The following is a 26,654-nucleotide window of genomic DNA, read 5'->3' as shown; positions in this document are numbered from 1 at the left end:
CCGCCCTACTCCTCCAGCGCGGCCATCGCCGCGTTGTGCCCGGGGATGCCGCTGACCCCACCGCCGCGCACGGCGCCCGCGCCGCACAGCAGGACGTTCGCGTGCCGTGTCTCCACGCCCCAGCGGCCGGTGCCGTCCTGGGCGTAGGGGAAGGCGAGGTCGCGGTGGAAGATGTTGCCGCCGGGCAGGCGCAGGTCGCGTTCCAGGTCCAGCGGCGTCTTGGCCTCGATGCAGGGGCGCCCTTCGGCGTCGGTGGCGAGGCAGTCGGCGAGCGGCTCGGCCAGGTGCGCGTCCAGCTGCGCCAGGGTCGACTTCAGGAGTTCTGCCCGTACCGTGTCGTTGTCGTGGGCGAAGAGCCGGGCAGGCGTGTGCAGGCCGAAGAGGGTGAGGGTCTGGCAGCCGCGCTCCACGAGTTCGGGGGCGAGGATGCTGGGATCGGTCAGGGAGTGGCAGTAGATCTCGGAGGGCGGCGCGGCGGGCAGCTCCCCGGACGCGGCCTGGGCGTACGCGGCTCCCAACTCCCCGTAGCCCTCCCCGATGTGGAAGGTGCCGGCGAACGCCTCGTGCGGGTCGACCGAGGTGTCGCGCAGCCTCGGGAGCCGTTCGAGCAGCATGTTGACCTTGAGCTGGGCGCCTTCGGCCGGGGCGGGCGGCGCGTCGCCGACCAGGGCGGCGAGCTCCTGCGGTGAGGCGTTGACCAGGACGTGCCGGGCGGCGACAGTGGCCTCGCGCTCGGGGGTGCGGTACGTGACCTCGGCGCTCTGTCCGTCGGACTCGATGCGGGTGACCTCGTGGCCGGTGGCGAGTTCGGCGCCCGCGGCGCGGGCCGATGCCGCGAGAGCGCCGGTGAGGGCGCCCATGCCGCCGACGGGCACGTTCCAGTCGCCGGTGCCGCCGCCGATGACGTGGTAGAGGAAGCAGCGGTTCTGCCGCAGGGACGGGTCGTGGGCGTCGGCGAACGTTCCGATGAGGGCGTCGGTGAGCACCACGCCGCGCACCAGGTCGTCCGCGAAGCGCTCCTCGATGGCGGCGCCGATCGGCTCCTCGAACAGCGCGCGCCAGGCAGTCTCGTCACCGATCCGTTCGCGCAGGGCCTCGCGTGTGGGCAGGGGCTCGGTGAGCGTGGGGAACACCTGCTCGGCGACGTTCCCCGTCATGGCGTAGAACTCCCGCCAGGCCTCGTACTCGCGCGGGCCGCCGGTCAGCCGCTCGAACGCTTCCCTGGTGCGCGCGTCGCCCCCGCCGACGAGCAGTCCGGTCGGACGCCCCTCGCGTTCGGTCGGCGTGTAGGAGGAGACGTTGCGGGTGCGCACACGGAAGTCCAGGTCGAGGTCCCGGACGATCTTCCGCGGGAGCAGGCTGACCAGGTAGGAGTAGCGCGAGAGCCGGGCGTCGACGCCGGCGAAGGGCCGGCTGGACACGGCGGCGCCGCCGGTCCCGGAGAGCCGCTCCAGGACCAGGACGGAGCGTCCGGCGCGGGCGAGATAGGCGGCGGCCACGAGTCCGTTGTGACCACCGCCGACGATGACTGCGTCGTATCGATCGCGAGGAGGCATAGCCCTTGGTAACACGCGGAGCGCCCCAAAGGGGTGCGAGGAGCGACGCGACCAGCAACGAGGTGCCGCCAGTCGACCATCCACCGGGCGAGACGCGCCCCAAAGGGGCGCGGGGAACTGCGCGACCAGCCACGACGCGTCAGCAGTCGGCCATCCACCGAAGTCGCGCAGCGAACGGCGCCCCGCGAGTCAATGCCCTCCGGTAGCCCGACGCTGGCGCAGCGCCGCCACCCGGCGGTACAGCTCGACCGCCTCCGTGCCGCGGCCCAGCTGTTCCAGGCAGTGCGCCTCGTCGTTGCGGCTGGCCAGGGCGTCGGGGTGGTCAACGCCGAGGACCTGTTCGCGGGCGGCGGCGACGCGGCGGTACTCGGTCAGGGCGTCCGCCCAGCGGCCGAGCCAGCCGAGCCCCACGGCCACCTCGCGGCGGCTGACCAGGGTGTCCGGGTGGTCACCGCCGAGGACGCGTTCGCGTATCGCGCAGACGTCACGGGCCTCGGCAAGGGCTTCCTCCCAGCGGCCCTGGCGGCCGAGGTTGACGCCGAGGCCGTGCCGGGCGCGCAGGGTCTCGGGGTCGGCGGGGCCGCTCACGCGGGTGCGGTCGTCGATCAGGTCGCGGTACAGCTCCAGGGCCTCGCCGCTGCGGCCGAGCCTGCCGAGGCTGATGCCCACCTCGTAGCGGGCGGCGAGGGTGTCGGGGTGGTCGGCGCCGAGCGCCCGCACCCGCGCGTCGGCGACCTCGCGGTACGTCTGGAGCGCCTCGGGCCAGCGGCCCAACTGACCGAGCGCGTACGCGACTTCGTAGCGGGTCACGAGGGTGTCGGGGTGCGTGGCGCCGAGGACGCGCGCCCGCGCCAGCGCCACTTCGCGTGCCAGCTGGTAGGAGTCCTCCAGGCGGCCGAGCCTGCTGAGGTTGTACGCGAGGTTGTGCCGGCAGCGCAGGGTGTCGGGGTGGTCGGCGCCCGCGGTCCGCTCCCGGACGGCGAGCACGGAGGTGTACATCTGGTGGGCCTCGAAGTGCCGCCCCAACTGCCCCATGACGTACGCCATTTCCTGCCGCGCGGCCAGCGTGTCCGGATGCTCGGGGCCCAGGGTGCGCTCCCGGCCCTGGGCGACGCGCCCGTACTCGCGCAGGGCGTCGGCAGCGCGCCCGGTGCGGCTGAGCGTGAAGCCCACTTCGTAGCGGCTGGCGAGGGTGTCCTGGTGGTCGGGGCCGAGCGCGTGCTCCCGCTCGGCGGCCACCGCGCGGTGCACCTCCCCCGCTTCGGCCCAGCGGCCGAGGCGGCCCAGGCTCAGGCCCGCGTTGTGCCTGCTGACGAGGGTGGCGACCACCTCGGGTGAGGGCGTGGGCCGTTCGGGCCTGCGCGGGGTCGCGGCCCGGCGCGCGTCGGTGCGCGGGATCCACTCGCCGGTCAGGCCCGCCGCCGCGTCCGGCGGCGTCGTCCGCAGCTCGGAGGCGCCGTTCGCCTTGTGCCCGGTCGTCATGCCGCGGGTCCACGAGGGCAGCCGCGGCTCGCGCGACGGCGGCTGCTCGGGGCGCCGGACGGGCGGGGTGACGACGGTCGGGACGTACGCGGGCACGGTGCGGCCGGTGACGATGCGGCGCCCCAGTTCGCGTGCGTCGCTCGGCCGCTCGTCCGGTTCCTTGGCGAGCAGGTCGAGGACGATCTTCTCGAAGTACTCGGGCAGCTCGTCGCGGTGCGTGCGCGGCGGCTCGGGCGGCGTGTCACGGTGGCCGACGAGCACCGCCCAGGCGTCCTCCAGGTCGAACGGCGGCGCGCCGGTGGCGATCTCGTACAGCACGCATCCGAAGGAGTACAGGTCGCTGCGCTGGTCGACCTGGGCGCCACTGATCTGCTCGGGCGACATGTAGTGCGGGGTGCCCATCGCGATGCCCGTGCCGGTCAGGCGTGAGGTGAAGCCGATGTCGTGGCCGAGCCTGGCGATCCCGAAGTCGCAGATCTTCACCGTGCCGTCCGTGAGCCGCATGATGTTCGCGGGCTTCAGGTCCCGGTGCACGATGCCCTGTTCGTGGGTGTACGCGAGCGCGGCGGAGACCTGGTCGGCGATCTCCACGACGTCCGCGACGGGCAGCGGATGCTGTTTGTTCTCCTCCAGGAGCTGGCTGAGGTTGCGTCCTTCGAGCAGCTCCATGACCAGATACAGGACGCCGTCGTGCTCCCCGAAGTCATGGACGACGGTCACCCCGCGGTGTTGCAGCGCGGCGGCGACGCGCGCCTCGCGACGGAACCGCTCACGCAGCACGCGGGTGAAGGACTGGTCGTGCTGGGGCCCCATCGGCTTGAGGCATTTCACTGCGACCCTGCGCCCGAGCGACTCGTCGCGGGCACGCCACACCTCGCCCATGCCGCCGCGTCCGATCAGGTCCAGTAGCCGGTACCGGCCCTGGATCAGCCTGGTGTCCGCCATCTCCCGCCGTCGCCCCCGTTGCTTCGCTTCGCCCTCCCCGGCCCGTCCAGTATGGCTGCCCGCCTGTCGAGTTTGTACGGGGCAGGCCGGGCGCCGGGCCCGAGCCTGGCCATGGCGCGCAGAATGTGCTTCGGGGGAAGTTGCCAGCGTAGACGTGCGGGAACGGTGCGCAGGATGGTGCCGGTGGTGACGAGCCGCCGGGTCACGGTGGCGGGCGGCGGGGCCGTCCTGCCGTACAACTCGTGAGCGTACGGCGGCAGCGAGGCGTACGCCAGATTCGCCACGCGCCGCCACAGCAGGGCGCGTGCCGGGATCAACAGCGGGTGGGTCGGCGGGCGTTGGAGGAAGTCGTCGACGTCGCGCGCCTCCGGCCCGGCGGCCAGTTCGGGCCGCACCCGCTGGAAGTACGCGGCGAGCTCGGCGGTCGACGCCGGTATGTCGGCGGGGTCGAGGCCGACGAGCCGGCCACTCTCGCGGTGCTCGGCGACGTATCGGTCGGCGAGCTCGTCCGTGAGCCGGAACCCCGACCGGCGTGCGACGTGCAGATAGGAGTCGATCTCGGCGCAGTGCACCCACATCAGCAGCTCGGGCTCGTCGACGCCGTACCGCTCCCCCGTGTCGGGGTCGGTGGCCTTGAGCATCGTGTGGATCTTCCGCACGCGCGCGCCCGCGTGTTCGGCGACGTCGGTGGTGCCGTACGTGATGGTGCCCACGAAGTTCGCGGTACGCATGAGGCGGCCCCAGGCGTCCTTGCGGAAGTCCGAGTTCTGCATGACGCCGCGGACCGCGCGGGGGTGCAGGGCCTGCAGATACAGGGCGCGGATCCCGGCGACCCACATCATCGGGTCGCCGTGCATCTGCCAGGTCACGGACGAGGGTCCGAAGAGTCCCGGGTCGGCCATACAACCACCTCCTGGACGCAGGCTACGCCGCATAGCCCGTCTCAACCGGCCTTGAGCACCTCGGGGTTGGCGCAGTGCTCCAGCGGCTCGCCGCGCAGGAAGCAGCCGGCCTCGGCGGCCACGATGCGCGCGGCCTTGTGCGCGACCTGCTGGCTGCCGCCCGCGATGTGCGGGGTGAGGACGGCGCCGGGGGCGGTGAGCAGCCGGGATCCTGCGGGCAGCGGCTCCTCGGGGAAGACGTCGAAGCCGGCGCCCGCGAGGTGGCCGGACTCCAGGGCGTCGCAGGCCGCTTCGTAGTCGAGGAGCGCGCCGCGGGCGCAGTTGACCAGGATCGAACCGCGGGGCATGGCGGCGATCTGGGCGCGTCCGATCATGCCCTTGGTCTCTTCGGTGACCCGGGCGTGCAGGGAGACGATGCGTGAGCGGCGCAGCAGTTCGGCGAGGGAGACCTGTTCCGCCACACCGGCGAGCGTCTCGGGTCGTACGTACGGGTCGTGCACCAGGACCTCGGCGCCCATCGCGCGCAGGACGCGGGCGACCCGGCTGCCGATGGCGCCGTAGCCAATCAGGCCGACGGTCGCTCCGTCGATCTCGATGCCGCAGTTGTCGTAGTCGTAGTAGTCGCCGCGCCAGGTGCCCTCGCGCAGGTCGGTGTGGGTGTCGCCGACGCCGCGTGCGGCGGCGAGCAGGAGGGTGAGGGTGTGCTCCGCGGTGGCGGTGGCGTTGCGACCGGGGGCGTAGCAGACCGCCACGCCGTGCCGGGTCGCGGCTTCGAGGTTGGCGTTGACCGGGCCGCCGCGGCTGGTGCAGAACAGCTTCAGGTCGGGGCAGTTGGCGAGGATGCGTTCGGTGAGCGGGCCGTGCTCGGTGAGGCAGATGTCCACTCCCTGGAGCGCCTCGATCATCTCGTCCTCGCTGCCGGATGCCTCGATGACCTCGGCCACCGGCCCGAACGGCGTGTGCGGCCAGGGGAACTGGAGCTCGCGGACGTCCAGCGGCAGCTGCCCGGCGGCCGTGCGCACGGCCTCGGCGAACAGGCTCGGGCGGATGAAGTGGTTGCCGGCGGCGAGGACGGTGGTGCTCATGGGTGGTGTCTCCTGAGGGGTGACGCGGGTGGTGCGGGCGGTGTGGGTGGAGGGCGGCAGGTCAGTGGAGCGCGGGGGTGTTCAGACGCAGCAGTGCGGTCTGCCCGCCTTCGACGCGGATCTCTGTGAGGGCGCCGTTGAGCAGGTGGGGGAAGACGCGGCGGTAGTCGGCGAGGGGGATGCCGATGAGGTGGCAGAGCAGAACGCGTACGAGCGTGGAGTGGGCGACGATCAGGACTCTGCCGTGCGGCTGTTCGCGGGAGATGTCGGCCAGGCATTCGGCGGCGCGTGCGGCTGCCTTGCGCGGGTCCTCGCCGCCGGGCAGATGGTGCTCCACCGGGTCGTCGAGGAAGGCCGCGAGCTGTTCCGGGAAGCGCTGTCGCATCTCGTCCCTGGTCAGACCGTCGCCCTCGCCGAAGTCGAGTTCGTAGAGCCGCTCGTCGACGCGCGGGGTGAGGCCGCAGGCTTCGGCTGCGGGGGCGGCGGTGAGCCGGGCGCGGGAGAGGGGGGAGCTCCACACTGCCGTGAGCCCCGCACCCTGGGCCCATTCGGCGAGCGCGGCGGCCTGCTCGAGCCCGTGCGGAGTGAGGGGGACGTCGGTGCGTCCCGCGTAACGGTTCTCGGCGTGCCAGACGGTTTCGCCATGGCGTACGAGGATGAAGTCGGTCATCGCGCTGCCCTCCTGCGGGCGTGGTCGGCCACGGCCTGGTCGAGCCAGCCACGGCGGGTGAGTTCGTCGATGAAGCGGAGGTAGAGGGGGAGGTAGCGGGCGGTGCGGGCAGGCGACGGGTGGATCTCCTCCCCGATCCGGACCATGGCCGTTGCCGCTTCCCGGAGGCTCGCACCGGAGGATGTGGCGGCGAGGACCGCCATGCCGATGGCGCCCTCGGCCTGTTCCGGCAGGCGTACGGGACGTCCGACGACCTCGGCGCGCAGGCGGCACCAGTAGCGGTTGCGGGCGCCGCCCCCGGTGAGGGTGAGTGGTCCGTCGACGGGGGCGCCGAGGTGGTCGAGATAGTCGAGGCAGAGCCGTTCCAGGCAGGCGACGCCGAGCAGCTGGGCGTGGAACTCCGCGGCTCGGGTGGGGACGTGGCCGAGGGTGAAGGGCTCTGCCTCCGGGGCCCGGAAGGGGAAGCGCTCGCCTCCGGTGGAGACCAGGGGGTAGGTGACCGCGTCGGGGTCGAGCGCCGCGGCCCTCTCGGTGAGGTCGTCCAGGTCCTCACCCGCGAAGTGCCGGGAGATGACGCCCGCGCCGCTGCTGGAGGCGCCACCTGGCAGCCAGCTCTCGCCGGGCCCTCTATGGCAGTACACGACGCCCGCCGGGTCGCGTACCAGATGCGGGCTGCTGCCCTTGAGCACGAGGGTGGTGCCGAGCACCGAGTTCCATGCGCCGGGTTCCAGGGCTCCGGCGCCGATCTGGGCGGCGCAGCCGTCGGTCATTCCGGCGACCAGGGTGGTGCCTTCGGGGATGCCGGTGGCCTCCGCCGCGGCGGCGCACACGGCGCCGAGCACGCTGCCGGGACGTACGACGTCGGGCAACAGGCCTTCCGGCACACCGAGTTCGGCCATGACCTTGTCCGGCCAGCGCTCTTCGACCAGGTGGTAGCCGGTCTTGAGGGCGTGGCTCGCGTCGGCGGCGACCTGATGCCCGGCGAGACGCCAGGTGACCAGGTCGACTTGATGCAGCAGCCGGCAGCCCGCACCGGATGCCGCGGGCTCATGGTCGAGGAGCCAGCGCAGTTTGGGCAGCGCCCAGGACGGCTGCATGCTGCGGTAGCCGAGCTCCCGCCAGACCGCTGCCCCGGCTTCGTTGACGGTCACCGCCTGGTCGGCGGCGCGCCCGTCGTCGTACATCAGGCCCGGGGTGAGCGGGCGTCCCTCCGTGTCGGCGAGGAGGATCGTGCCGGAGGTGCCGTCGATCGCGAGCCCGCGGATGCGCGTCACGTCGAGCCCGGCCAGGGCCTCGCGGCAGGCGGCGGACAGGGCGGTCCACCACTCCTCAGGGTCCTGCTCGTGGCGCACGCCGTCCCGGTGGCTGGTCAGCGGCCGGGAGGCGGCGGCGAGGAGTTGCCCGGTGCCGTCGACGGCCACGCAACGGGCGCTCTGGGTGCCGAGGTCGAGGCCGAGCCAGATGCCGTCGAGGGGGTCGGGGGCGTGCTCGGTGGGGCGGGCCTCAGACATGGTCTTCTCCCAGGTCGGCGGAGATGCTGTCAGCGTCGTGCGAGGTGTCGTGCGTGGTATCGCCCCGCCCCGGGGTGTCGCTCCCCCGCCAGACCGCACCACCGCTCCAGCCCGCCTCGCGCACGATGGACCGGCGGCCGGTGAAATCCTCGTACAAGGCGGCGTAGAACTGGGCGCGTTCCGGGTCTGGGTCCCAACTGGTCTGTATGTGGACGTACTTGGCGGCTGCCGTGTGCATGCTGCTCTCGGCGCCGGAGCGGACGAGACCGGTGAGGAAGGCGCCCTTGGCGCCCAGTTCGGTGTCGCCGGAGCGGGCGGTGGGCACGCCCGTCGCGTCGGCGATCAGTGCGCACCACGCGTCGCTGTTGGCGCCGCCGCCGCACAGCCGCAGCTCGCTCACGTCCGTGCGGGCCGCGGCGAGCGAGTCGCGCAGGACCAGCGAGAGGCCGTCGAAGACGGCGCGGGCCATGTCGGCGCGCGAGTGCTCAAGGGAAAGCCCCCAGAAGGAGCCGCGGGCGTGCGGGTCGAGGAACGGGGCGCGTTCGCCTGCCGGGGAGAGATAGGGCAGGAACAGCAACCCGCGGGCGCCCGGCTCCGATTCGAAGGCCAGGCGTGCGAGGTCCGGCGGCCCGGGAAGCCCCAGCATCCGCGCGGCCCAGCCCAGCACCTCGGCGCCGTTGAGGGTCGGGAAGGCACGCAGTACGCGCTCGCGGCCCCGGTAGGCGATGTTGATGCCGGAGGGTTCCCCGCTGGTGTCCACGTCCGTGCGCACGATCTCCGTGCACAGGGTGGTGCCGAGGATGCTGCACGCCTGCCCGGGGTTGACCACGCCGACGCCGCGGGCGGTGGCGGCGATGTCGTACGGGGACATCACGACGGGAAGGCCGGCCGGGAGACCCAGTTGACCCGCGGCGTCGCCGGTGATCTCGGCGATCCGCTCCGACTCGCCGAGGACGGTCGGCAGGAGCCTGCGGTAGGCGCTCAGGCCGAACAGGTCGAGGATCTGCGGGTCGTAGTCCCCGGTGGTGTGGTCCAGGAACGGGGCGGAGGCGTCGGACTCGTCGCAGGCGAGGACGCCGGTGAGGCGCAGGAAGAGCCAGCCCGCGGCGGTGAGCGAGGTGTGGGAGCGCGCGAGGCGGTCCGGGTCGTGGGCGGCGAGCCAGCTGAAGAGCGCGTTCGGCATGCCCGCGCAGGTCAGCGAGCCGTTGCGGCGGAAGGCCGCTTCGAGGACGCCCTCCCGCTCCCAGGCGGTGAGCAGGTCACCGGCCCGGCCGTCGGACCACAGGATCGCGGGCCCGGTGGGGCGCCCGTCCGCGTCGACGAGCCAGGCTCCGTCGCCCTGGGCGGTGAAGGACACCAGCCAGACGGGGTCGGCGAGTCCGGACAGCACGCTGCGGACGGTGTGGACCACGGCGTTCCAGACGGCGTCCATATCTTGTTCGGCCCAGCCGGGGTGGGGCCGGAGCACTTCGGTGACGAGCCGGGAGACCGCGATCTCCCTGCCCTGGTCGTCGAAGACGACCGACTTGATCATCGTGGTGCCGACGTCGATGGTCAGTACGGACATCAGGTCAGTCCTTTCACGCCGGAGTCACGCCGGAGTGACGCCGGGGCCGAGGCGGTGGTCACTACGCCCGAGGTGGGGGCCGGCGCTGTTCCGTCCGCGTCGTCCGGCAGCTTCAGGAAGAGTGCGAGCACGGTGCTCACCGCATGCATCCCCGCGAAAATCCACACCACCCCTGTGACACCGAGCGGCCCGACGAAGACGGTGACGACCGCGGGCCCGACGAAGGTGCTGGCGCCCGCGCCCAGGTTGAGCGCGGCGAGCGCCTGCCCCTTGTGCCGCGGCTCCAGCGAGGGCACCAGCGCCGAAAGCGGTACATATCCGGCCAGCGTAGCCCCGTAGAGGGCGGCAGCGGCCAGTGCGAGCGGGAAGTTGTCGCCGGCCGCCTCCGGGACGTAGAAGAGCAGCAACGTACTGACGGTGCATCCTGCGCCGCCGAACCAGGCGATGGTCCTGCGCCAGCCGACCCGGTCGCCCACCACCCCGAACAGCAGGTTGGCGAAGATGTTGGTGGCGAACATGGCACTGAGCAGATGCAGCCACTCGGTGAGGCTGAAGCCGACCGTCTTCGTGAAGTGGATCGGCATGATCACGAAGAAGCCGAACTGCGATGCCGTGTTGATGACCCGCGCGAGCGAGCCCGCGCCGACCCGGGGATTGCGCCACAGGACCGTGACGCTGCCGACGAGCGTGGCGAGCGGCCCCTCCCCCGCACCGCGCGGCTGCTTCCCGCCCCGGTCGTCGCGGACGAGCAGCAGGGCGATGAGACCACCCGCCGCCACGAGGACCAGCGCGGACCACAGCGTGGCGTAGGCGCCGATCCGCGGGATGAGCCCGCTCGCGACCAGTGAACCCAAGGTGGGCAGTCCGCCGGTGAAGGCGAACCAGTACCAGCCCATGGCCGTGCCGAGCCGGGCGCGCGGTGCCACCGAGGCGATCCAGACCAGGAACCCGTAGGCGAACAGCGGGTAGCCGAGGCCGCGCAGGCCGTACCCGAGCATCATCAGCGGATAGCTGGTCATGGGGATGGCCAGGACCAGGAAGAGGAGCTGGAAGACGGCCCAGATGCCCAGACCGGTCCACATGACGCGGCGCGGACCCCACAGGTCGGACAGCACTCCGGAGAGCCAGGCCGCGATGGCCGCGGCGCCTCCGTAGACGGTGAACAGGAGTGCGACGCGGGGCTGCGAGATGCCCTCGTCGATCAGGTACGGCGAGAGATAGCCGGACTCGACCCCGTCCCCGATCATGAAGAGAAGCAGCCCGAGGTAGCCCCAGGCGAGGGTCGGCGGGATGCCAAGGCGTGTGATCGGCGAACGCGGAGCAGGGGACGGAGGGGTCGGCATCGACTCTCCCCTTTCTGCGGCGGGGGCAGGATTCTGCGGCGGGGACGTAAGGGACGGACGAGCCGATGGAACAGCTGGCCGGAAAGGCGAGTCAATGGCGGCCGGAATCTTCCCATCGGGGCGGCGACCTGCCGTGTTGCGTCGTACCGGAGCCAGTCGCGGACGCCGCTCTCCTCGGCGGAGGCGCGTTAAATTCGTGCGAACATAACGCGGCGAGTTCACACACGTGCCGCGTACAGCCCACGGCGCGGACACCGGAAGGAGCGCTGCGATGGACCGGGTCGAGGCCCAGGAGGACCGACGACGGCAGATGCGTGAGGCCGTCATCGGCCGCGGCTTCGTACGCACCGCCGATCTCGCCGAGGAGTTCCGCATCAGCCTGATGACCGCTCATCGCGATCTGGACGCCCTTCAGGCCCAGGGCTGGCTGCGCAAGGTCCGAGGCGGCGCGACCGGGCTGCCGTCGGCGCAGTTCCACGGCAGCGTCGCGGAGCGGATGGCCACCATGGCGCAGACCAAACAGCTCCTGGCGCGGGCAGCGGCGACGCTGCTCGTGCCCGGCCAGACGGTGCTGCTCGACGACAGCACGACCTGTCTGCTCCTCGCCCACCAGGTCACCGACCACACCCCGCTGACGGTGCTCACCAACTCACTGCCGGCCATCACCACCCTCGCGAAGGAACCCGGCATCTCACTGATCACGCTGGGCGGCGCGTACTTCCCGGCGTACGACGCGTTCATGGGCCTGCACACCGCGGACGCGGTCCGTGCCTTTCGCGCCGATGTCCTCTTCATGTCCACGACGGCCGTCACCAACGGCCGTTGCTACCACACCTCGCCGGAGACGGTGCAGGTCAAGCGGGCGATGATGGAGTGCGCGGCGCGGCGGGTGCTCGTCGCGGACCACACCAAGTTCTGCAAGGACGGTCTGTACGCGCTCGCGCCGCTGACCGACTTCGATCTGCTGATCGTGGACGACGGCCTGGCGGCGGATCAGGTACGGGCGATCCGGGCGTCCGGCACCGAGGTGATGGTGGTGCCGGTCCGATAGCGCTGAAGGGTCAACTCCGGCCCGTACGAGGGAGATCCGATGTCAGGTAGGAGATGACCATGTCCCCCAGCATCGTCCGGTAGTGCTCACGGCGCGGCGCCTCGGTGAGGTCGCGGCCGAAGAGCGTACGGAAGGTGTGCCGGTTGGAGACCCGGAAGAAGCAGAACGAGCTGATCATCGCGTGCAGGTCGACGGCATCCACCTCGGCCGTGAACACGCCCTGCTCGCGCCCGGTTTCGAGGATCGAGGCGATGACGTCGATCGCCGGGGAGCTGAGGGAGGCGAGACTCGGTGAGGCGCCGATGTGCTTCGCCTCGTGGATGTTCTCGATGCTGACGAGACGGATGAAGTCCGGGTGCGCCTCGTGGTGGTCGAAGGTGAGCTCGGCCAGCCGCCTGATCGCGGACACCGGGTCCAGATGCCCGACGTCGAGCTGCTGCTCCTCGTGCCGGATGACCTTGTACGCCCGCTCGAGGACCGCGGTGAACAGCTGGTCCTTGCTGCCGAAGTAGTAGTAGATCATCCGCTTCGTGGTCCGCATGCGGGCGGCGATCTCGTCCACCCTGGCTCCCGCGTATCCCATGCGGGCGAACTCCTCGGTGGCCACGTCGAGGATCTCCCCCCGCGTACGGGCCGCGTCCCGGGTGCGCTTGACGGGCGGGGACGGCGGGGGGACAGCGGCGGCCATGCGGCTCCTCAGGGCGGATACATCGGCGCCGGTCAGTCTAATGCTGGTGAAGATGCTGGGCCGCGAGCCGGACCGCTGCGTTCTGCGCTCCGTATCCCCGGTATCCGCCCGTGCGTTGCACCAACTCGAAGAAGACCCGGCCGACCGTGGCGGTGTAGCAGTGGAGGAACTCGCCCCTCTCGTCGCGGTCGTAGAGGATGCCGAGCTCCGCGAGGGTGGCCAGGTGCTGGGGGTCGAGCTCGTAGCGGGCGTCGAGGTCGTCGTAGTAGTTGGCGGGGATCGGGAGCAGGCCCGTGCCGTGCTCCCGGACGCGCCGGGCCGCGCCGACGATGTCGTCCGTCGCGAGCGCGATGTGCTGAAAGCGGCTGCCCTCGGCGTCCGGCGCCGGCGCGATGTTGAGGACCATGCGCACACCGCCGTCTGGGGACGCGACGGCCCGGCTTCGGACGAGGCCGTAGGGGTCGGCAAGATCGTGGCTGTCGTCGGCCTCAAGGCCCAGCACGCCCCGGTGGAACAGCGATGCCTCGTCGAACTGGTGCCAGGGCTGGGTGAGGGCGATGTGGTCGATGCGGCGGACTGCATTGGCCGGTTCACCTGCCCCCTCCCCCGGCAGCGCGCGCGATCCGACGCCGGTGAAGTCACCCGTCCAACTCGGGTGATCGGACTGCTCCGTGCGGCAGAAGAAGAACTCCGTGCCGTCGGGCGCGGCCACCGCGTCCAGGGGCGCGTCCCGCGGCCCCCTGCGCCTGGGCACCACGGGGGCGAGCAGCGCCTCGGCACGCCGTGCTGCCCGCTCCGGGTCGGGGGTCTCCACGCCGACCGCGGTCAGCGCGGGGCCTTGACGACGGTCGCCGACACTGGCGCCGACGCCCACACCGGTGTTCAGCAGGATCCGGGCGCCCCCCTGCTCCCACAGCTCGACCGGCTTCCAGGTGTGCCGTGCGGTGTGGGCGAAGCCGAGGGCCTTGAGGACTCCGCGCAGCGGTTCGGTGTCGGCCGCGGTCAGCTCGGCGAAGGCGAACCCGGAGGGCGCGGCGGCGGCGGGCAGCGCGGACAGACCGGCCGACTCCTCCAGGAGGAGCAGGGAGCGGAGCGCGTCGACGGCGGTGGAGGCGGCGCCCGCCTGCCGGAAGACGTCGTTGAACACTTCGAGGGAGAGCGGCCCTTGGTATCCGGCCCGTACGGTGGCGGCCACCAGAGGGGCGAGGTCGAAGCCGCCCTGGCCGGGGAAGCAGCGGTAGTGCCTGCTCCACTGGAGGACGTCCATCGCCATCAGGGGCGCGTCCGCGAGCTGGAGGAAGAAGATCTTCTCGCCGGGGATGTCCGCGATGCCCTTGGGGTCGGACCCGCGGGAGAGGATGTGGAAGCTGTCGAGGCAGGTGCCGAGGGCCGGATGGTCCGCCTGTTCGACGATCCGCCAGGCATGGTCGTACGTGCTGACGTGCCGCCCCCAGGCCAGGGCCTCGTAGGCGATGCGGATGCCGTGGGCCGCGGCCCGGTCGGCGAGCAGCCGCAGCTGTTCGGCGGCGAGCGCGTCGTCGTCGACCGACTCGGGGGCGACGCTGGAGCAGACGAGGAGCAGGTCCGCGCCGAGGCGCTCCATCACGGCGAACTTGCGTTCCGCGCGCCGCAGATTGCGGGCGAGTACATCGGCGGGGACGGCCTCGAAGTCGCGGAACGGCTGGTAGAGGTCGATGCCGAGCCCCAGATCCGCACAGCGCAGGCGCACCTCCTCGGGGCTGAGCGGGCCGCCGAGCAGGTCGTTCTCGAAGATCTCCACGCCGTCGAATCCGGCGGTGGCGACGGCGGTGAGTTTCTCGGACAGCGGGCCGCTGAGCGAGACGGTGGCGATCGATGTGCGCATGGTGTCCTCCTGTCGGGCTTCGGCTGTCGGGCCGGGACGTCAGGCCGCCGGGAAGGCGGCCAGATCGCCGAGGTCGGCGAGCATCGGTCCGGTGTGCGGTTCGAGCCCGGTGAAGAGCCGGAAGGCGTCGGCAGCCTGGAAGACGGCCATGCCTCCACCGTCGAGGGTGCGGCACCCGATGGCGCGCGCCTCGCGCAACAGCTCGGTCTCCAGCGGCCGGTAGACGACTTCGGCCACCCACAGACCGGGCCTGAGCAGCGTGACTGGCAACGGCAGGCCCGGGTGCGCGAGCATGCCGGTCGGCGTGGCGTGGACGAGACCGTCCGCCGCGGCGACGCGTCCCGCGATCTCGTCGGTCGGCGCGGACACGGCGCGTCCCGGCCCGAAGCGCGAGGCGAGCCCGGCGGCGAGGGCGGCGGAGCGGGCCGGGTCGGTGTCGACCAGGGTGACCCGGTCGACCCCGAGGTTCAGCAGGGCGTGCGCCACCGCGGCGCCGGCGCCGCCCGCGCCGAGCTGTACGACGTCACCGGTCGGCGCGTCGGCGAGGCCGCGGGCGAAGGACTGGGCGAAGCCGGCGGCATCGGTGTTGTGGCCGATGGCGCGACCGTCCCTGAAGACGACGGTGTTCACCGCGCCGAGTTCGGCGGCGTCGGGGGCGAGCTCGTCCAGGTGCTCGATGACCAGCTGTTTGCAGGGGTGGGTGATGTTCAGCCCGTCGAAGCCGAGGCGACGGGCGGCGTGCACCAGCTCGCCGACGGCCTCGGGAGCGACGCCGAGTACGTCGATGTCGAGGGTGCGGTAGATCAGGCGCACACCGTGCCGGTCCGCCTCGCGTTCGTGCAGTGCGGGGCTCAGGGAGGGGCCGATACCGGAGCCGATCAGGCCGGTGAGGTACGAGGTCATCGAGAGTTCCTGTGGGTCGGCTTGGCGGGGTGGTTCACGAGGTCGCTGCGGGGGTGGACGTCTCAGAGAGCGGCGGCCTCGGGCCGGGTCGTCGGCGCCTTCGCCGCACTGCCGCGCACACCGAGATCGTCCGTGGGCACCCGGTGCGTCTCGCGCCCCGTGGCCACGGCGATCGCGCAGATCGCGCAGAAGGCGGCGGTGAAGATCGCGACGCCGACCCAGCCGTCGCCTTCGGGGCCGTCGATCTGGGCCGCGAAGGTGACCGCGAAGCCCGCGATGGCGAAGCCGATCTGGGTGCCGATGGCCATGCCGGAGAGGCGGACCCTGGCGGGGAACATCTCGCCGTAGAACGAGGGCCAGATGCCGTTGGCCGCGCTGTAGACGACACCGAAGAGCAGCACTCCGGTCACGAAGACCAGCGGGTAGCTGCCGGTGGAGATCGCCCAGAGGTAGACGAAGATCATGGCCCCGCTGCCCAGCGCCCCGACGAGGAAGACGGGCTTGCGGCCGATCCGGTCCGAGAGCCTGGCCCAGAGCGGGATGGCGAGCAGCGCGACCGCGTTGGCGCTGCCTGCGACCCAGAGCATGCCGGTCTTGTCGAGGCCGACCGCGTCACTCGTGGCGAACGACAGTGCCCAGACGGAGAAGATGGTGCTGACGGTCGCGATCAGCGCGGCGGCGACCACCCGCAGTACGTCGGCCCAGTGGTCCCTGAGCAGCTCCGCGAGCGGCATCTTGGCCACCTCCCGGTCGGCGGAGACCTGTTGGAAGACGGGGGTCTCGTCGAGGGTGCGGCGGATGACGTACCCGGCGACCGCGACGACGGCGCTCAGCAGGAACGGAATACGCCAGCCCCAGCTGTAGAGCTGTTCGTCCGGCAGGGCGGCGACCGGCAGGAACACCAGGGTCGCGAGGAGCTGACCGGCCTGGGTCCCGTTGAGGGTGAAGCTCGTGTAGTAGCCGCGTCGGTGTTCCGGCGCGTGCTCGAGGGTCATCGCGTTGGCGCTGGCCTGCTCACCGGCCGCGGACAGGCCCTGGAACACCCGCATCAGGACGAGGAGCACCGGAGCGACGGTGCCGACCTGCGCGTACGTGGGCAGACAGCCGATCAGGAAGGTCGAGAGGCCCATCAGGATCAGCGTCCAGACCATGATCTTCCGGCGGCCGAGCCGGTCACCGAAGTGGCCGAGGACGAGAGCCCCGAGGGGGCGGGCCGCGTAGGCGACGCCGAAGGTCGCGAGGGAGATGAGGGTGGCGGTGGCCGGGTCGTCCGGGTCGAAGAAGACCTTGGGGAAGACGAGGGCCGCGGCGCTGCCGTAGATGAAGAAGTCGTAGTACTCGAGCGCGCTGCCGATCCAGGCGGCGAAGGCGGCCTTGCGTGGCCGGCCCTGGGGCGGGGTAGCCGGAGGCTGGTCTGCCTGCGGGTGAGCGGACACGTGAACTCCTCGGGGAGAGCAGCCATGCCCTGCGGGAGGGGCAGGCTGTGAGGGGACGTAGTTAACGCACTAGATAGTTAATTAACTTGGCAGTGATGCTCGCCCGCCCCTCGGGCCGTGTCAATACATCTGGAGGTAACAGCTGTGGGGGTGGCCCCGAGACCTCGGCGAGGTCTCGGGGCCACCCCCACACACAGCCGCGGGCTCAGCGGCGCACGCGCGGCATCCCGAGGCCGATCCAGGAAATGATCTCGCGCTGGATCTCGTTGTTGCCGCCGCCGAAGGTGAAGATGACGGCGCTGCGGTAGCCGCGCTCCAGTTCTCCGTGGAGGACCGCGCCCGCGGAGCCTTCCTTCAGCGAGCCCGCCGAGCCGACGACTTCCATGAGCCAGGCGTACGCGTCCCTGCGCGCCTCGGAGCCGTACACCTTCACGGCGGAGGCGTCCTGGGGAGTGAGGGTGCCCTCCTGGACGGCGTTCACCATCTGCCAGTTGAGGAGCTTCATCGCGTCCAGCTTGGTGTGCGTCCTGGCCAGACGTTGGCGGACCCAGCCGAGGTCGATGACGCGGCGGCCGTCGGCGAGCTTGGTGTCGGCGGCCCAGCGCTGCACGTTGTGGAAGGCGCGGATCGCCATGGTGCCGTGCGCGGCGAGCGTGACGCGCTCGTGGTTGAGCTGGTTGGTGATGAGCCGCCAGCCCTTGTTCTCCTCGCCCACGCGGCGCGACACCGGGACGCGGATGTTCTCGTAGTAGCTCGCCGTGGTGTCGTGCGAGGCGAGGGTGTTGATGATGGTGCAGGAGTAGCCGGGGTCACTCGTCGGCACCAGGAGCATGGTGATGCCCTTGTGCGACGGGGCGTCCGGGTCGGTGCGGACGGCGAGCCAGACCCAGTCGGCGGTGTCGCCGTTGGTGGTCCAGATCTTCTGCCCGTTGACGACATACTCGTCGCCTTCGCGCACCGCCTTGGTCTTGAGGGCCGCGAGGTCCGTGCCGGCGTCCGGCTCGCTGTAGCCGATCGCGAAGTCGAGTTCGCCGGAGAGGATCTTCGGCAGGAAGTACGCCTTCTGCTCCTCCGTGCCGAACTGCATCAAGGTCGGCCCGACGGTGTTCAGGGCCATCAGGGGCAGCGGGACGCCGGCCTGCGCGGCCTCGTCGAAGAAGATGAACTGCTCCATCGGGGAGAGCCCGCGACCGCCGAACTCCTTGGGCCAGCCGACGCCCAGCCAGCCGTCGGAGCCGAGGCGGCGGATGGTCTCCCGGTAGAACTGCTTCTGGGCGGCGGGGTCGGCGTATCGGGCGTACGCGTTGTCGGGCACCAGCTCGGCGAAGTACGTGCGCAGCTCGGTGCGCAACTGCCGCTGCTCAGGCGTGTATTCGAGGTGCACGGCCCCTCCTGCTTTCGCTGGCTCGCTCTCCGGGCTTGGCTTGACGGCGCACACAGTAGAACGCGTTGCAGAAATAGGGAATGGAGGTGACGTAAGCGTCGTGCACTGCGGGTGCGTGAGCGGCAGATGGTTCGGTGTCCGGCCCGGCGGCAGCGTGCCCAGCACGCTCGGCTAGGCCCGCGGGTCGCCCGCGGAGTACAGAACCTGCGCCGCGCCCCATTCGACGAACGTCTCCGTCTGCTCCATGCCGATCGACTCGAGCAGGCGACGCGAGCGGGCATTGGCCTCCTGAGTGACCGCGACCACCTCCTCCGAACCTTCGGAGGAGGTGGTCGCCTCGCGCACCCAGGCGACCGCGGCGGCCACCGCCTCACGGCCGTATCCGAACCCCCAGTGTTCGGGCAGCAGTTGGTACGACACCTCGGTCCGCCCGGCCCTCCGCGAGTCGGGTTCCAGCTGTACGACGCCGATCACCGCCCCGGCCGTACGCAGCGTCACGCTGAAGGCGCCGCGTGCACCGACGCAGTGCTGCTCACGCACGCGAAGTGTCTCCTTGTCGACCGGTCCGCCGAGGTGCCGGCGGACGGCCTCGTCCGTCCAGAGCCGCGCCATGGCGGGGACGTCGCCCGCCTCGATCGGGCGCAGGACGAGGCGGTCCGTGGTGAGGGTGGCGGGCCAGGGGAACGTACTCGGTGATCGCGACATGATCCCGATCCTCCCGGATCGATCCCCGGGAAGCCCGAACAGGCCCGCCCCGGCAGCGAGTTCGCTGCCGGGGCGGGCCTGTGTCAGCCGGGGGTCGTCTCAGCCGAGAAGACCCAGCGCCTTGTTCAGCGTGGCGGACGGGCGCATGACGGACGCCGCCTTGGCCTCGTCGGGCTGGTAGTAGCCGCCGATGTCCGCGGGCGAGCCCTGGACGCCGTTCAACTCGTCGACGATCGTCTGCTCCTGCTCGACCAGGGTCTTGGCCAGCGGGGCGAACTCCTTGGCGAGCTCCGCGTCCGCGGTCTGCTTGGCCAGCTCCTCGGCCCAGTACATGGCCAGGTAGAAGTGGCTGCCGCGGTTGTCGATGCCGCCGAGGCGACGGGTCGGCGACTTGTCCTTCTCCAGGAACGTCGCCGTGGCGCGGTCGAGGGTGTCGGCCAGGACCTGGGCGCTGGCGTTGTCCGTGGTCTGCGCGAGGTGCTCGAAGCTGGAGGCCAGCGCGAGGAACTCACCCAGGCTGTCCCAGCGCAGGTAGTTCTCGCGGACCAGCTGCTGGACGTGCTTGGGGGCGGAGCCGCCCGCGCCCGTCTCGAAGAGGCCGCCGCCGTTCATGAGCGGAACGATCGAGAGCATCTTGGCGCTGGTGCCGAGCTCCAGGATCGGGAACAGGTCGGTGAGGTAGTCACGGAGCACGTTGCCGGTCACCGAGATGGTGTCCTCGCCGCGGCGGATGCGCTCCAGGGAGAACGCGGTCGCGTCCACCGGCGACATGATCTCGATCTGCAGACCGTCGGTGTCGTGCTCGGGCAGGTACGCCTTGACCTTCTCGATGAGCTGCGCGTCGTGCGCGCGGGTCTCGTCGAGCCAGAACACGGCGGGCGAGCCGGTCGCGCGGGCGCGGTTGACGGCCAGCTTGACCCAGTCGCGGATCGGGGCGTCCTTGGCCTGGCACATCCGGAAGATGTCACCGGTGGAGACGGCCTGCTCCAGGAGGACGTCGCCGGCCTCGTTCAGGACGCGCACCGTGCCGGGCGCGGCGAGCTCGAAGGTCTTGTCGTGGCTGCCGTACTCCTCGGCCTTCTGCGCCATGAGGCCGACGTTGGGCACCGAGCCCATCGTCGCCGGGTCGAAGGCGCCGTTGGCGCGGCAGTCGTCGATGACGACCTGGTACACGCCGGCGTAGCTGGAGTCGGGCAGCACCGCGAGGGTGTCGTGCTCGCCGTCGTCCGGGCCCCACATGTGGCCGGAGGTGCGGATCATCGCGGGCATCGAGGCGTCGACGATGACGTCGGAGGGCACGTGCAGGTTCGTGATGCCCTTGGTGGAGTCGACCATCGCGAGCTCCGGGCCCTCGGCGAGCTCGGCCTCGAAGGACGCCTTGATCTGCTCGCCCTCGGGAAGCGCGTCGAGGCCGTTGAGGATGCCGCCCAGACCGTCGTTCGGGCTCAGGCCCGCGCCGGCCAGCGCCTCGCCGTACGCGGCGAACGTCTTGGGGAAGAAGGCGCGCACGACGTGGCCGAAGATGATCGGGTCGGAGACCTTCATCATCGTGGCCTTGAGGTGCACGGAGAACAGCACGCCGTCGGCCTTGGCCTTGGCGATCTGAGCGGTGAGGAACTCACGCAGCGGACCCACGCGCATGACGGAGGTGTCGACGACCTCGCCCGCGAGGACCGGTACGGACTCGCGCAGCACGGTGGTGCTGCCGTCCTCGCCGGTGAACTCGATGCGCAGCGTGTCGGCCTCGGCGATGGTCGCGGACTTCTCGGTGGAGCGGAAGTCGTCGACGCCCATCGTGGCGACGTTCGTCTTCGAGTCGCTCGTCCAGGCGCCCATGCGGTGCGGGTGCGCCTTGGCGTAGTTCTTCACCGAGGCGGGGGCGCGGCGGTCGGAGTTACCCTCGCGCAGGACCGGGTTGACGGCGCTGCCCTTGACCTTGTCGTAGCGGGCGCGGATGTCCTTCTCCGCGTCCGTCTTCGGGTCCTCGGGGTAGTTCGGCAGCGCGTAGCCCTGCGACTGGAGCTCGGCGACGGCCGCCTTCAGCTGCGGGGTCGAGGCCGAGATGTTCGGCAGCTTGATGATGTTCGCGCCGGGCGTCTTGGCCAGCTCGCCCAGCTCGGCGAGGGCGTCGTCGATGCGCTGGCTCTCCTCGAGGAACTCGGGGAAGAGAGCGATGATGCGCCCCGCCAGGGAGATGTCACGGCTCTCCACGGCGACCCCTGCCGTCGAGGCGTAGGCCCTGACCACCGGCAAGAACGAATACGTCGCGAGGGCCGGGGCCTCGTCGGTCTGGGTGTAGATGATGGTCGAGTCAGTCACCGGGTGCTCCGCTCCACGTCTGCAACATTGCTCGACATCAAGATATCTCGTGACCACCCCCTTCCACGAAGCGGCCCCGCATTGCGGGCATCACAGCCCGTAGCCTCCGTCACACTCCGTAGTAAGTGCCGCCACGGATGGTTGCTGTCCGGTTCCCACAAGGTCCGGCCCGCTGTTCCTGGCGGTGACGAGGGCTCTGCGGGCGGGCGCACGCGGTCACCGCGTGAGCAGCAGTGCGTCTCCCACCGCGCGTTCCGTTCCGTCCGACGGAGAGTTGATCACCTTGCCGTGCACCGTCATCGTGACCGAGCCGCCGCCGTCCAGGGCCATGGCCCGTACCGCGCCGAGCGACTTCATCAGCTCCGCGCCCTCGCCCAGGCCGAACCCGTCGCTGTGGCCGGGCTGCCTGCCGTCCGTGGCCGCCAGGAGCATCCGGCCCTGCCGGTCGACGCCCAGGAGCATGCGCGGGTTGCGCTTGATGCCCCAGGTGTACGCGAAGGAACGGGCGCCGGCGCGCTCGATGCCGTCGGCGGCGTAGTTCACCGCGACCTTGCCGCCGCGCACCAGCTCGGGGCCGCCGTTGACGATGTCGTCCTGCGGGCCGAGCTTCAGCTCTCGGCCCCGCTCGTCCAGGATGCGTTCCCGTAGTTTCATGACGCTGCCCTGCTTCGCGTGCGTCCGCAGCCAGGTGGCGCCGGAGCCGATGCCCGCGAGGACGCTGCCGCCTTCCGGTACCGCGCCGCCGCGCGCACGCACCTCTCGTACGCGCCCGCTCGCGTCGAGGACCGCCTCCACTCCCTCGCCTGCCGGGGTGTGCGCGCCGAGCTCGTCGGTGAACTTCACGATCTCGTCGGGGTCGGTGCAGGTCACGTCGTGCTGCGGACGCTCGGTCGGGGCGTCGCCACCGACACCTCCGCAGTTGCGGACCAGGCCCGGGACACGGTTCACGCCGTCCACGACCGCGGACGCCGACCCCACGCGGACCCGGAGCTCCGTGCTCAGCTTCTTGAACTCCGGACGCAGACCATCGCCACGCAGCACCGCCGCGATCCGGCCGTTGGTCGCCGCGCTCTGCAACTCCCCGTCGTACGCGGCGATTCCGGCCGCCGCGCCCGGCACCCCGTCCTTGCCCTCCATGACGAAGAAGCCCGCGTTGACGCCGAGCAGGGCGTCGTCGCCCGCGGCCATGGCGCTCACCGTCTCGCGGCCGGCCACACCCGTGCCGTACGTGCCCTTCATCGCACCGCCGTAGCGCTTCGGGTCGATGACCGCCACCTTCACCCGGGCGACTCCGGTGCCGGGCGCGCCGTCGGCTCCGGTCCACTCGCTCACCGCGTCGAACCCGGCGGCGGCGAGCGCCTTCTGCCGGGCGTCGGCCTCGGCACGCGCGTCGTACTCCCCCACCCGCACCCGCACCCCGATCACGCCGGTCCTGTCGGATCCCCGCGGCCACGAAACCGTCTCGGCACGCGCGCCGAACCCCGCCGCGCGCACCCGCCCGGCCAGCGTCTCCGCTTCCGGCTCGGCGGCGAGGTGAGCGCCGTTCGCGCGCACGGTGACCGTCCAGTGGTCGGCCCCGGGCCGCCCCGAGACGGTCCCCTGGTAGAGATCGACCCCGGCGGCCAGGCGGTCGTGCTGCCAGTCGGCGATCGGCCCCGGGACAGCGGCAGTTGACGGGGCGGCGGCCGCGGCGTCACCGTACCGGTCGACGACGACACCGGGGGCGAGGAGCCCCGCGGCGGCGACGGCCACCACCGACGCCTTCGCTGCGGCTCCGAACGGACGGCGTGCAAGGGCCACGGGAACTCCTGGGTCGCGTAGGGACACCCGCAGCGAACGTGAGCGCGCGGACGGCGATCGATCCCAGGAGTGAATACCAGAAGTCCGGCCGGAGAACAGGCCCCGTTCCCCGCGATCCGGCCCGCGTTCAGTCGTCTCGGCCCGTGGAGCGCGCCCGGTGTCTGCGGACCGCGTCACGGTTGGCGCACCGCTGGGAGCAGTAGCGCTGCCGCCCGGTGCGTGAGGTGTCGGCGAAGATCGTGGCGCACTCGGTCACCGCGCACCGCCGGAGCCGGTGCATGCCACGCCCCGCCAGATGCAGCGCCGTACCGACGGAGATCAGCTGGAACAGCAGGGCGCCGAGGGGCTGCCGGTCGTCGCGGTAGTGCAGATGCCAGCCCGAACCGGCGTGGTCGGTCAGCCGGGGGTGGGCGGCGGATGCCGCGAGCATCCGGTTGAGCAGCTCGGCGCGCTCCTCCTCGTCGGTCGCGTCGACGACCTTCTCCCACTCGTCCAACGCGTCCTGGGTGCGGCCGAGATCCTCGGGCGCGACGGGCCGCTCCAGAGCGAGTCCGGCGGCGCGGCAGCGCTCCGCGAGCTCGTCGGCGGTCTCCGGGCGCCGGTTGGCGAGGTCGGCGGCCAGATTCACGACCTCCTCGCCGTAAGGGTTGAGGTGCACAAGACCATTACATCAGGCTGATCCGCATGTCACAACGCACCGAAGACGGCGCCCGCATACGCCCGGCGACGCAGGACGACTTGCCAGAGCTCGTGCGCCTGCGCGCCCTGCTGTTCGAGAATCTCGGCGGTGAGTACTTCTCCCCGACATCGTCATCGACATCGACATCGGGAGGCGCCGCCTGGCAGGACGACCTGGCCGTCGTCCTGAAGGGCCAGTTGGCCGTGGATGGCAATGGCATGCGGATCCTCGTCGTGGACGGCGACGGAGGTGGCAGGGGTGACGGAGGTGGCAGCGGCGACGGCCGCCTTGCCGCATGCGCCATCGGCTCGGTCGAGCAACGGCTGCCGGGCCCGCACCTGCTGAGCGGCCGGGTCGGTCTGGTGATCGGCGTGGTCACCGACCCCGCGCACCGGCGGCGCGGGCACAGCCGCGCGCTTCTGCTCGGCCTGCTCGACTGGTTCCGGGAACGCGAGGTGGCCCGCGTGGACCTGTACGCCTCCCATGAGGGCGAGCCGCTCTATCGCGACCTCGGCTTCGTCAACCACCCCGATCCCGCCCTGTATTGGCGACCGTGACAGCCCTTCCCGAGCTGGCGCACCGCGCGTGGCGGTACCGGTGGGCCATCCTCGGTATCGCCACCTTCACCCAGGCCGCCGCGGGCTTCTTCGTGCAGGGCATCGGGGCGATGGGCCTCCACCTGCAGCGTGATCTGCGCCTGAACACGGTCCAGTTGGGCCTGCTGGTCTCCGCGGCTCAGTTGGTTCCGCTGGTCGGGCTGCTCGCGGCCGGGGAGCTCCTCGACCGCCGCAACGAGCGCTGGGTCGTCGGGGTGGGCGCGGCCGTGGTCGGCGCGGGCCTGCTCGTGGGAAGCGTGGCGCCGGGGTATCTGTCGCTGCTCCTAGTGCTGCTGGTCGTCGGCGCGGGGTACAGCACCGTGCAGCCGGGCGGCAGCAAGTCGGTGGCGTCGTGGTTCGACACGTCCCAGCGGGGCCTGGCCATGGGCATCCGTCAGGCGGGGCTGCCGCTGGGCGCGGCACTGGCCTCGGCCCTGCTGCCTCTCATCGCCGACGCGCACGGCCGGCGGGCCACGCTCGTGGCGGGCGGCCTTGTCGCACTCCTCGGGGCCGGTGTCTTCATGGGCTTCTACCGCAGACCGCCGGTCCCGCCGGCCCCGCCGGTCCCACCAGCCACGGCCGCCCCCGCCGCTCCCCGGCCCTCCGGGCGCGATTCGCTCGGATCGCAGCTCGGCGCCCGGCTTCGGATGCTCCGTGAACCGGCCATGGTGCGGATCGTGGTCTCGGGTTCGAGCCTGATCTCGGTGCAGTACGGCGCGGGCGTCCTGACCGTGCTGTACCTGCACGAGACGGCGTCCGTCGGACCCGGGACCGCGGCGCTCGTCCTCGTGGCGGTCCAGGGCGCGGGCGTCATCGGCCGTATCGCCCTGGCGGCGTGGAGCGACCGCGCCAGGTCCGGGCGGTACGGCTCGCTCGTCCTCTGCATGGCCGCCGTGATCGCCGCGATGGCCGTGCTGATGACACCGCTCGGCCGATCGCCCGCGGTTGCCGGCTGCACGCTGGTCTGGCTCGGCTTCTTCGGGTTCGGCTGGTACGGCCCCTGGGTCGCCCACGTGACCGAGACGGCTCCGCCGGACCGGACGGGCTTCGCCCTCGGCCTTGCCATGTCCGTCAACCAGATCGCCATCGTCGTGATGCCACCGGTGCTCGGCCTGCTCAAGGACCTCACCGGCAGCTTCGTTCCGGTCTGGGGGCTCCTGTCGGCGATGACCGCGGCCGCCCTGGCCGTCTCTGCCCGGACACGGCCGGGCAACCGGCCCCTTTCGTGTGGCCGACACGGCGTCTGCGGTCCACCGTGAAGCAGTACGAGGTGTCGCCGCCACCACGGTGGGTAGCCGCGCCTCCGCAGCGGAAGCCGCCGTGAGACCACGCGGAACGAAGTGACGAGGACTGGAGGGATCACCGTGAGCGAGGAGCTGCCCGAGACCCGGGGCGAGGACGAGACGCCCGTACCGAGGGATCTGCCCGATCAGCAGGCGTCGGACGAGGAGGACCACTGGGAGCCGGACGACGAGTCGGCCACCACGGGCAACGCCCCGGACGCCGACGACGACGTACCGGACACGGACGAGGCGGGCACCGGCCGGCGCGGCGCACCGCACTCGGGCGGCGTGCGCCCGGACCAGCCGGTGCCGGACGAGCCCGCCGACTGAGCAGGGGTCGCCGACTGAGCAGGGGCCACTGACGTACCCGGGGCGGCCCCCGCCTGCGCACGCTCAGCGGGGCGGCCTCGGCTCGGCGGACACGGCGAGGGTGAACGAGTGGCCCGCCGGGTCGCTGTAGGTCCGGGTGTCCCTGGGGCCGGAGTTGTCCTTGGTGTCCACGGGCCGGGCGCCCAGGCCGATGGCCTCCCGCTCCGCCTCGTCCATGTCGCCGCGGTCCACCAGAATCCTGAGGTGCGCCTGCTGCGCGTCCTCGGGCCGCGGCCAGCTCGGGGGCGCGTAGCCGTAGTCCCGGTGGATCGCGAGGCAGATGCCCTGGCCGTCGTAGACCTCTACATAATCGGGGTCGTTGCCCATGCTGGCCGTGCCGCCGAGCAACCCCGCGTAGAACTCCGCGAGCTCCTCCGGCTTCGCACAGTCCAGGACGAGGACAGCGGTCTTCTTCACACCCATGGGGGTTCCTCTTCTGTCGGCATGGATCGACGTGGATCGGCATGCGTCGTCGTAGATCGGCACAGAGGCGGCGGTGGCCGTCCCGCCCGACCA

At 71.6% G+C, this 26,654-nt stretch carries 22 protein-coding genes; 4 read left to right on the top strand and 18 right to left on the bottom strand.

The features are described 5' to 3' along the window. Window positions 1-5: 5 nt before the first annotated feature. The 8 genes from ACIBCK_RS08530 to ACIBCK_RS08495 form a co-directional block, all read right to left on the bottom strand. On the bottom strand, window positions 6-1,556 hold the full coding sequence (locus tag ACIBCK_RS08530; protein WP_399388008.1) for a phytoene desaturase family protein: 1,551 nt from the start codon (window positions 1,554-1,556) through the stop codon (window positions 6-8). A gap of 189 nt (window positions 1,557-1,745) precedes the next feature. Then, window positions 1,746-3,983 (bottom strand): tetratricopeptide repeat protein, encoded by a 2,238-nt coding sequence (locus tag ACIBCK_RS08525; RefSeq protein ID WP_399388006.1) that lies wholly within the window; start codon window positions 3,981-3,983, stop codon window positions 1,746-1,748. Then, complete coding sequence (locus ACIBCK_RS08520) at window positions 3,965-4,885, bottom strand: oxygenase MpaB family protein (protein ID WP_399388005.1); 921 nt, start codon at window positions 4,883-4,885, stop codon at window positions 3,965-3,967. The genes ACIBCK_RS08525 and ACIBCK_RS08520 overlap by 19 nt, the downstream gene beginning before the upstream one ends. Window positions 4,886-4,926: 41 nt before the next feature. After that, entirely contained in the window at window positions 4,927-5,970 is a 1,044-nt protein-coding gene (locus tag ACIBCK_RS08515) for a 2-hydroxyacid dehydrogenase (RefSeq protein ID WP_399388004.1), read from the bottom strand. A gap of 61 nt (window positions 5,971-6,031) precedes the next feature. Next, the gene (locus ACIBCK_RS08510) at window positions 6,032-6,640 is read right to left on the bottom strand and encodes a histidine phosphatase family protein (protein WP_399388002.1); all 609 of its coding nucleotides are present in this window, start codon (window positions 6,638-6,640) and stop codon (window positions 6,032-6,034) included. Next, window positions 6,637-8,151 carry an FGGY-family carbohydrate kinase gene (locus ACIBCK_RS08505; RefSeq protein ID WP_399388001.1) on the bottom strand — a complete coding sequence of 505 codons (1,515 nt, stop codon included), beginning with the start codon at window positions 8,149-8,151 and terminating at the stop codon, window positions 6,637-6,639. Before ACIBCK_RS08505 ends, ACIBCK_RS08510 begins: the two co-directional genes overlap by 4 nt. Beyond that, entirely contained in the window at window positions 8,144-9,718 is a 1,575-nt protein-coding gene (locus tag ACIBCK_RS08500; protein ID WP_399387999.1) for an FGGY-family carbohydrate kinase, read from the bottom strand. Before ACIBCK_RS08500 ends, ACIBCK_RS08505 begins: the two co-directional genes overlap by 8 nt. Then, window positions 9,718-11,061: an MFS transporter gene (locus tag ACIBCK_RS08495; RefSeq protein ID WP_399387997.1), complete on the bottom strand. Its 1,344-nt coding sequence runs from the start codon at window positions 11,059-11,061 to the stop codon at window positions 9,718-9,720. Before ACIBCK_RS08495 ends, ACIBCK_RS08500 begins: the two co-directional genes overlap by 1 nt. 271 nt (window positions 11,062-11,332) lie before the next feature. On the opposite strand from ACIBCK_RS08495, the gene ACIBCK_RS08490 reads away from it, so the two are divergent. Then, on the top strand, window positions 11,333-12,112 hold the full coding sequence (locus ACIBCK_RS08490; protein ID WP_399387995.1) for a DeoR/GlpR family DNA-binding transcription regulator: 780 nt from the start codon (window positions 11,333-11,335) through the stop codon (window positions 12,110-12,112). A gap of 10 nt (window positions 12,113-12,122) precedes the next feature. Here ACIBCK_RS08490 and ACIBCK_RS08485 read toward each other — a convergent pair whose 3' ends face one another. From ACIBCK_RS08485 to ACIBCK_RS08445, 9 genes are all read right to left on the bottom strand, one after another. Further along, the gene (locus ACIBCK_RS08485; RefSeq protein ID WP_399387993.1) at window positions 12,123-12,800 is read right to left on the bottom strand and encodes a TetR family transcriptional regulator; all 678 of its coding nucleotides are present in this window, start codon (window positions 12,798-12,800) and stop codon (window positions 12,123-12,125) included. Window positions 12,801-12,837: 37 nt separating this feature from the next. Then, window positions 12,838-14,664 (bottom strand): bifunctional sugar phosphate isomerase/epimerase/4-hydroxyphenylpyruvate dioxygenase family protein, encoded by a 1,827-nt coding sequence (locus tag ACIBCK_RS08480; RefSeq protein WP_399387991.1) that lies wholly within the window; start codon window positions 14,662-14,664, stop codon window positions 12,838-12,840. 39 nt (window positions 14,665-14,703) lie between these two features. After that, window positions 14,704-15,567: a shikimate dehydrogenase gene (locus ACIBCK_RS08475; RefSeq protein WP_399387989.1), complete on the bottom strand. Its 864-nt coding sequence runs from the start codon at window positions 15,565-15,567 to the stop codon at window positions 14,704-14,706. Window positions 15,568-15,629: 62 nt separating this feature from the next. Beyond that, window positions 15,630-17,003 carry an MFS transporter gene (locus ACIBCK_RS08470; RefSeq protein WP_399387986.1) on the bottom strand — a complete coding sequence of 458 codons (1,374 nt, stop codon included), beginning with the start codon at window positions 17,001-17,003 and terminating at the stop codon, window positions 15,630-15,632. A gap of 205 nt (window positions 17,004-17,208) precedes the next feature. After that, window positions 17,209-18,387: an acyl-CoA dehydrogenase family protein gene (locus tag ACIBCK_RS08465; protein WP_399387984.1), complete on the bottom strand. Its 1,179-nt coding sequence runs from the start codon at window positions 18,385-18,387 to the stop codon at window positions 17,209-17,211. A gap of 171 nt (window positions 18,388-18,558) precedes the next feature. Next, on the bottom strand, window positions 18,559-19,092 hold the full coding sequence (locus tag ACIBCK_RS08460; RefSeq protein ID WP_399387982.1) for a GNAT family N-acetyltransferase: 534 nt from the start codon (window positions 19,090-19,092) through the stop codon (window positions 18,559-18,561). 99 nt (window positions 19,093-19,191) lie between these two features. Next, window positions 19,192-21,411, bottom strand: a complete 2,220-nt coding sequence (locus ACIBCK_RS08455) for an NADP-dependent isocitrate dehydrogenase (RefSeq protein WP_399387980.1) — start codon at window positions 21,409-21,411, stop codon at window positions 19,192-19,194. 216 nt (window positions 21,412-21,627) lie between these two features. Beyond that, on the bottom strand, window positions 21,628-23,211 hold the full coding sequence (locus tag ACIBCK_RS08450; protein ID WP_399387978.1) for a phosphodiester glycosidase family protein: 1,584 nt from the start codon (window positions 23,209-23,211) through the stop codon (window positions 21,628-21,630). 127 nt (window positions 23,212-23,338) lie between these two features. Beyond that, window positions 23,339-23,869, bottom strand: a complete 531-nt coding sequence (locus tag ACIBCK_RS08445; protein WP_399387977.1) for a CGNR zinc finger domain-containing protein — start codon at window positions 23,867-23,869, stop codon at window positions 23,339-23,341. Window positions 23,870-23,895: 26 nt separating this feature from the next. Between ACIBCK_RS08445 and ACIBCK_RS08440 the strand changes: the two genes are divergently transcribed. The 3 genes from ACIBCK_RS08440 to ACIBCK_RS08430 all read left to right on the top strand — a co-directional run bounded on the left by ACIBCK_RS08440 (window position 23,896) and on the right by ACIBCK_RS08430 (window position 26,099). Beyond that, window positions 23,896-24,447, top strand: a complete 552-nt coding sequence (locus tag ACIBCK_RS08440; protein WP_399387976.1) for a GNAT family N-acetyltransferase — start codon at window positions 23,896-23,898, stop codon at window positions 24,445-24,447. Next, entirely contained in the window at window positions 24,444-25,745 is a 1,302-nt protein-coding gene (locus ACIBCK_RS08435; protein ID WP_399387974.1) for an MFS transporter, read from the top strand. The genes ACIBCK_RS08440 and ACIBCK_RS08435 overlap by 4 nt, the downstream gene beginning before the upstream one ends. Window positions 25,746-25,850: 105 nt before the next feature. Beyond that, window positions 25,851-26,099, top strand: coding sequence for a hypothetical protein (locus ACIBCK_RS08430; protein ID WP_367039071.1), 249 nt, complete (start codon window positions 25,851-25,853; stop codon window positions 26,097-26,099). A 63-nt stretch (window positions 26,100-26,162) separates the two neighbouring features. On the opposite strand, the gene ACIBCK_RS08425 is transcribed toward ACIBCK_RS08430, so the two are convergent. Further along, complete coding sequence (locus ACIBCK_RS08425; protein ID WP_399387972.1) at window positions 26,163-26,561, bottom strand: VOC family protein; 399 nt, start codon at window positions 26,559-26,561, stop codon at window positions 26,163-26,165. Window positions 26,562-26,654 lie beyond the last annotated feature (93 nt).

The sequence above is a fragment of the Streptomyces sp. NPDC051218 genome, assembly GCF_044455475.1.
Classification (GTDB): Bacteria; Actinomycetota; Actinomycetes; order Streptomycetales; family Streptomycetaceae; genus Streptomyces.
Note: the sequence above shows the minus strand (reverse complement) of the source record. Positions and strands in the feature narration are given on the sequence as shown.

What these genes read in the sequence shown, in the direction of transcription:
- ACIBCK_RS08530 (WP_399388008.1), bottom strand. Translation starts at nt 1,556, where the DNA reads ATGCCTCCTCGCGATCGATACGACGCAGTCATCGTCGGCGGTGGTCAC.
- ACIBCK_RS08525 (WP_399388006.1), bottom strand. Translation starts at nt 3,983, where the DNA reads ATGGCGGACACCAGGCTGATCCAGGGCCGGTACCGGCTACTGGACCTG.
- ACIBCK_RS08520 (WP_399388005.1), bottom strand. Translation starts at nt 4,885, where the DNA reads ATGGCCGACCCGGGACTCTTCGGACCCTCGTCCGTGACCTGGCAGATG.
- ACIBCK_RS08515 (WP_399388004.1), bottom strand. Translation starts at nt 5,970, where the DNA reads ATGAGCACCACCGTCCTCGCCGCCGGCAACCACTTCATCCGCCCGAGC.
- ACIBCK_RS08510 (WP_399388002.1), bottom strand. Translation starts at nt 6,640, where the DNA reads ATGACCGACTTCATCCTCGTACGCCATGGCGAAACCGTCTGGCACGCC.
- ACIBCK_RS08505 (WP_399388001.1), bottom strand. Translation starts at nt 8,151, where the DNA reads ATGTCTGAGGCCCGCCCCACCGAGCACGCCCCCGACCCCCTCGACGGC.
- ACIBCK_RS08500 (WP_399387999.1), bottom strand. Translation starts at nt 9,718, where the DNA reads ATGTCCGTACTGACCATCGACGTCGGCACCACGATGATCAAGTCGGTC.
- ACIBCK_RS08495 (WP_399387997.1), bottom strand. Translation starts at nt 11,061, where the DNA reads ATGCCGACCCCTCCGTCCCCTGCTCCGCGTTCGCCGATCACACGCCTT.
- ACIBCK_RS08490 (WP_399387995.1), top strand. Translation starts at nt 11,333, where the DNA reads ATGGACCGGGTCGAGGCCCAGGAGGACCGACGACGGCAGATGCGTGAG.
- ACIBCK_RS08485 (WP_399387993.1), bottom strand. Translation starts at nt 12,800, where the DNA reads ATGGCCGCCGCTGTCCCCCCGCCGTCCCCGCCCGTCAAGCGCACCCGG.
- ACIBCK_RS08480 (WP_399387991.1), bottom strand. Translation starts at nt 14,664, where the DNA reads ATGCGCACATCGATCGCCACCGTCTCGCTCAGCGGCCCGCTGTCCGAG.
- ACIBCK_RS08475 (WP_399387989.1), bottom strand. Translation starts at nt 15,567, where the DNA reads ATGACCTCGTACCTCACCGGCCTGATCGGCTCCGGTATCGGCCCCTCC.
- ACIBCK_RS08460 (WP_399387982.1), bottom strand. Translation starts at nt 19,092, where the DNA reads ATGTCGCGATCACCGAGTACGTTCCCCTGGCCCGCCACCCTCACCACG.
- ACIBCK_RS08440 (WP_399387976.1), top strand. Translation starts at nt 23,896, where the DNA reads ATGTCACAACGCACCGAAGACGGCGCCCGCATACGCCCGGCGACGCAG.
- ACIBCK_RS08425 (WP_399387972.1), bottom strand. Translation starts at nt 26,561, where the DNA reads ATGGGTGTGAAGAAGACCGCTGTCCTCGTCCTGGACTGTGCGAAGCCG.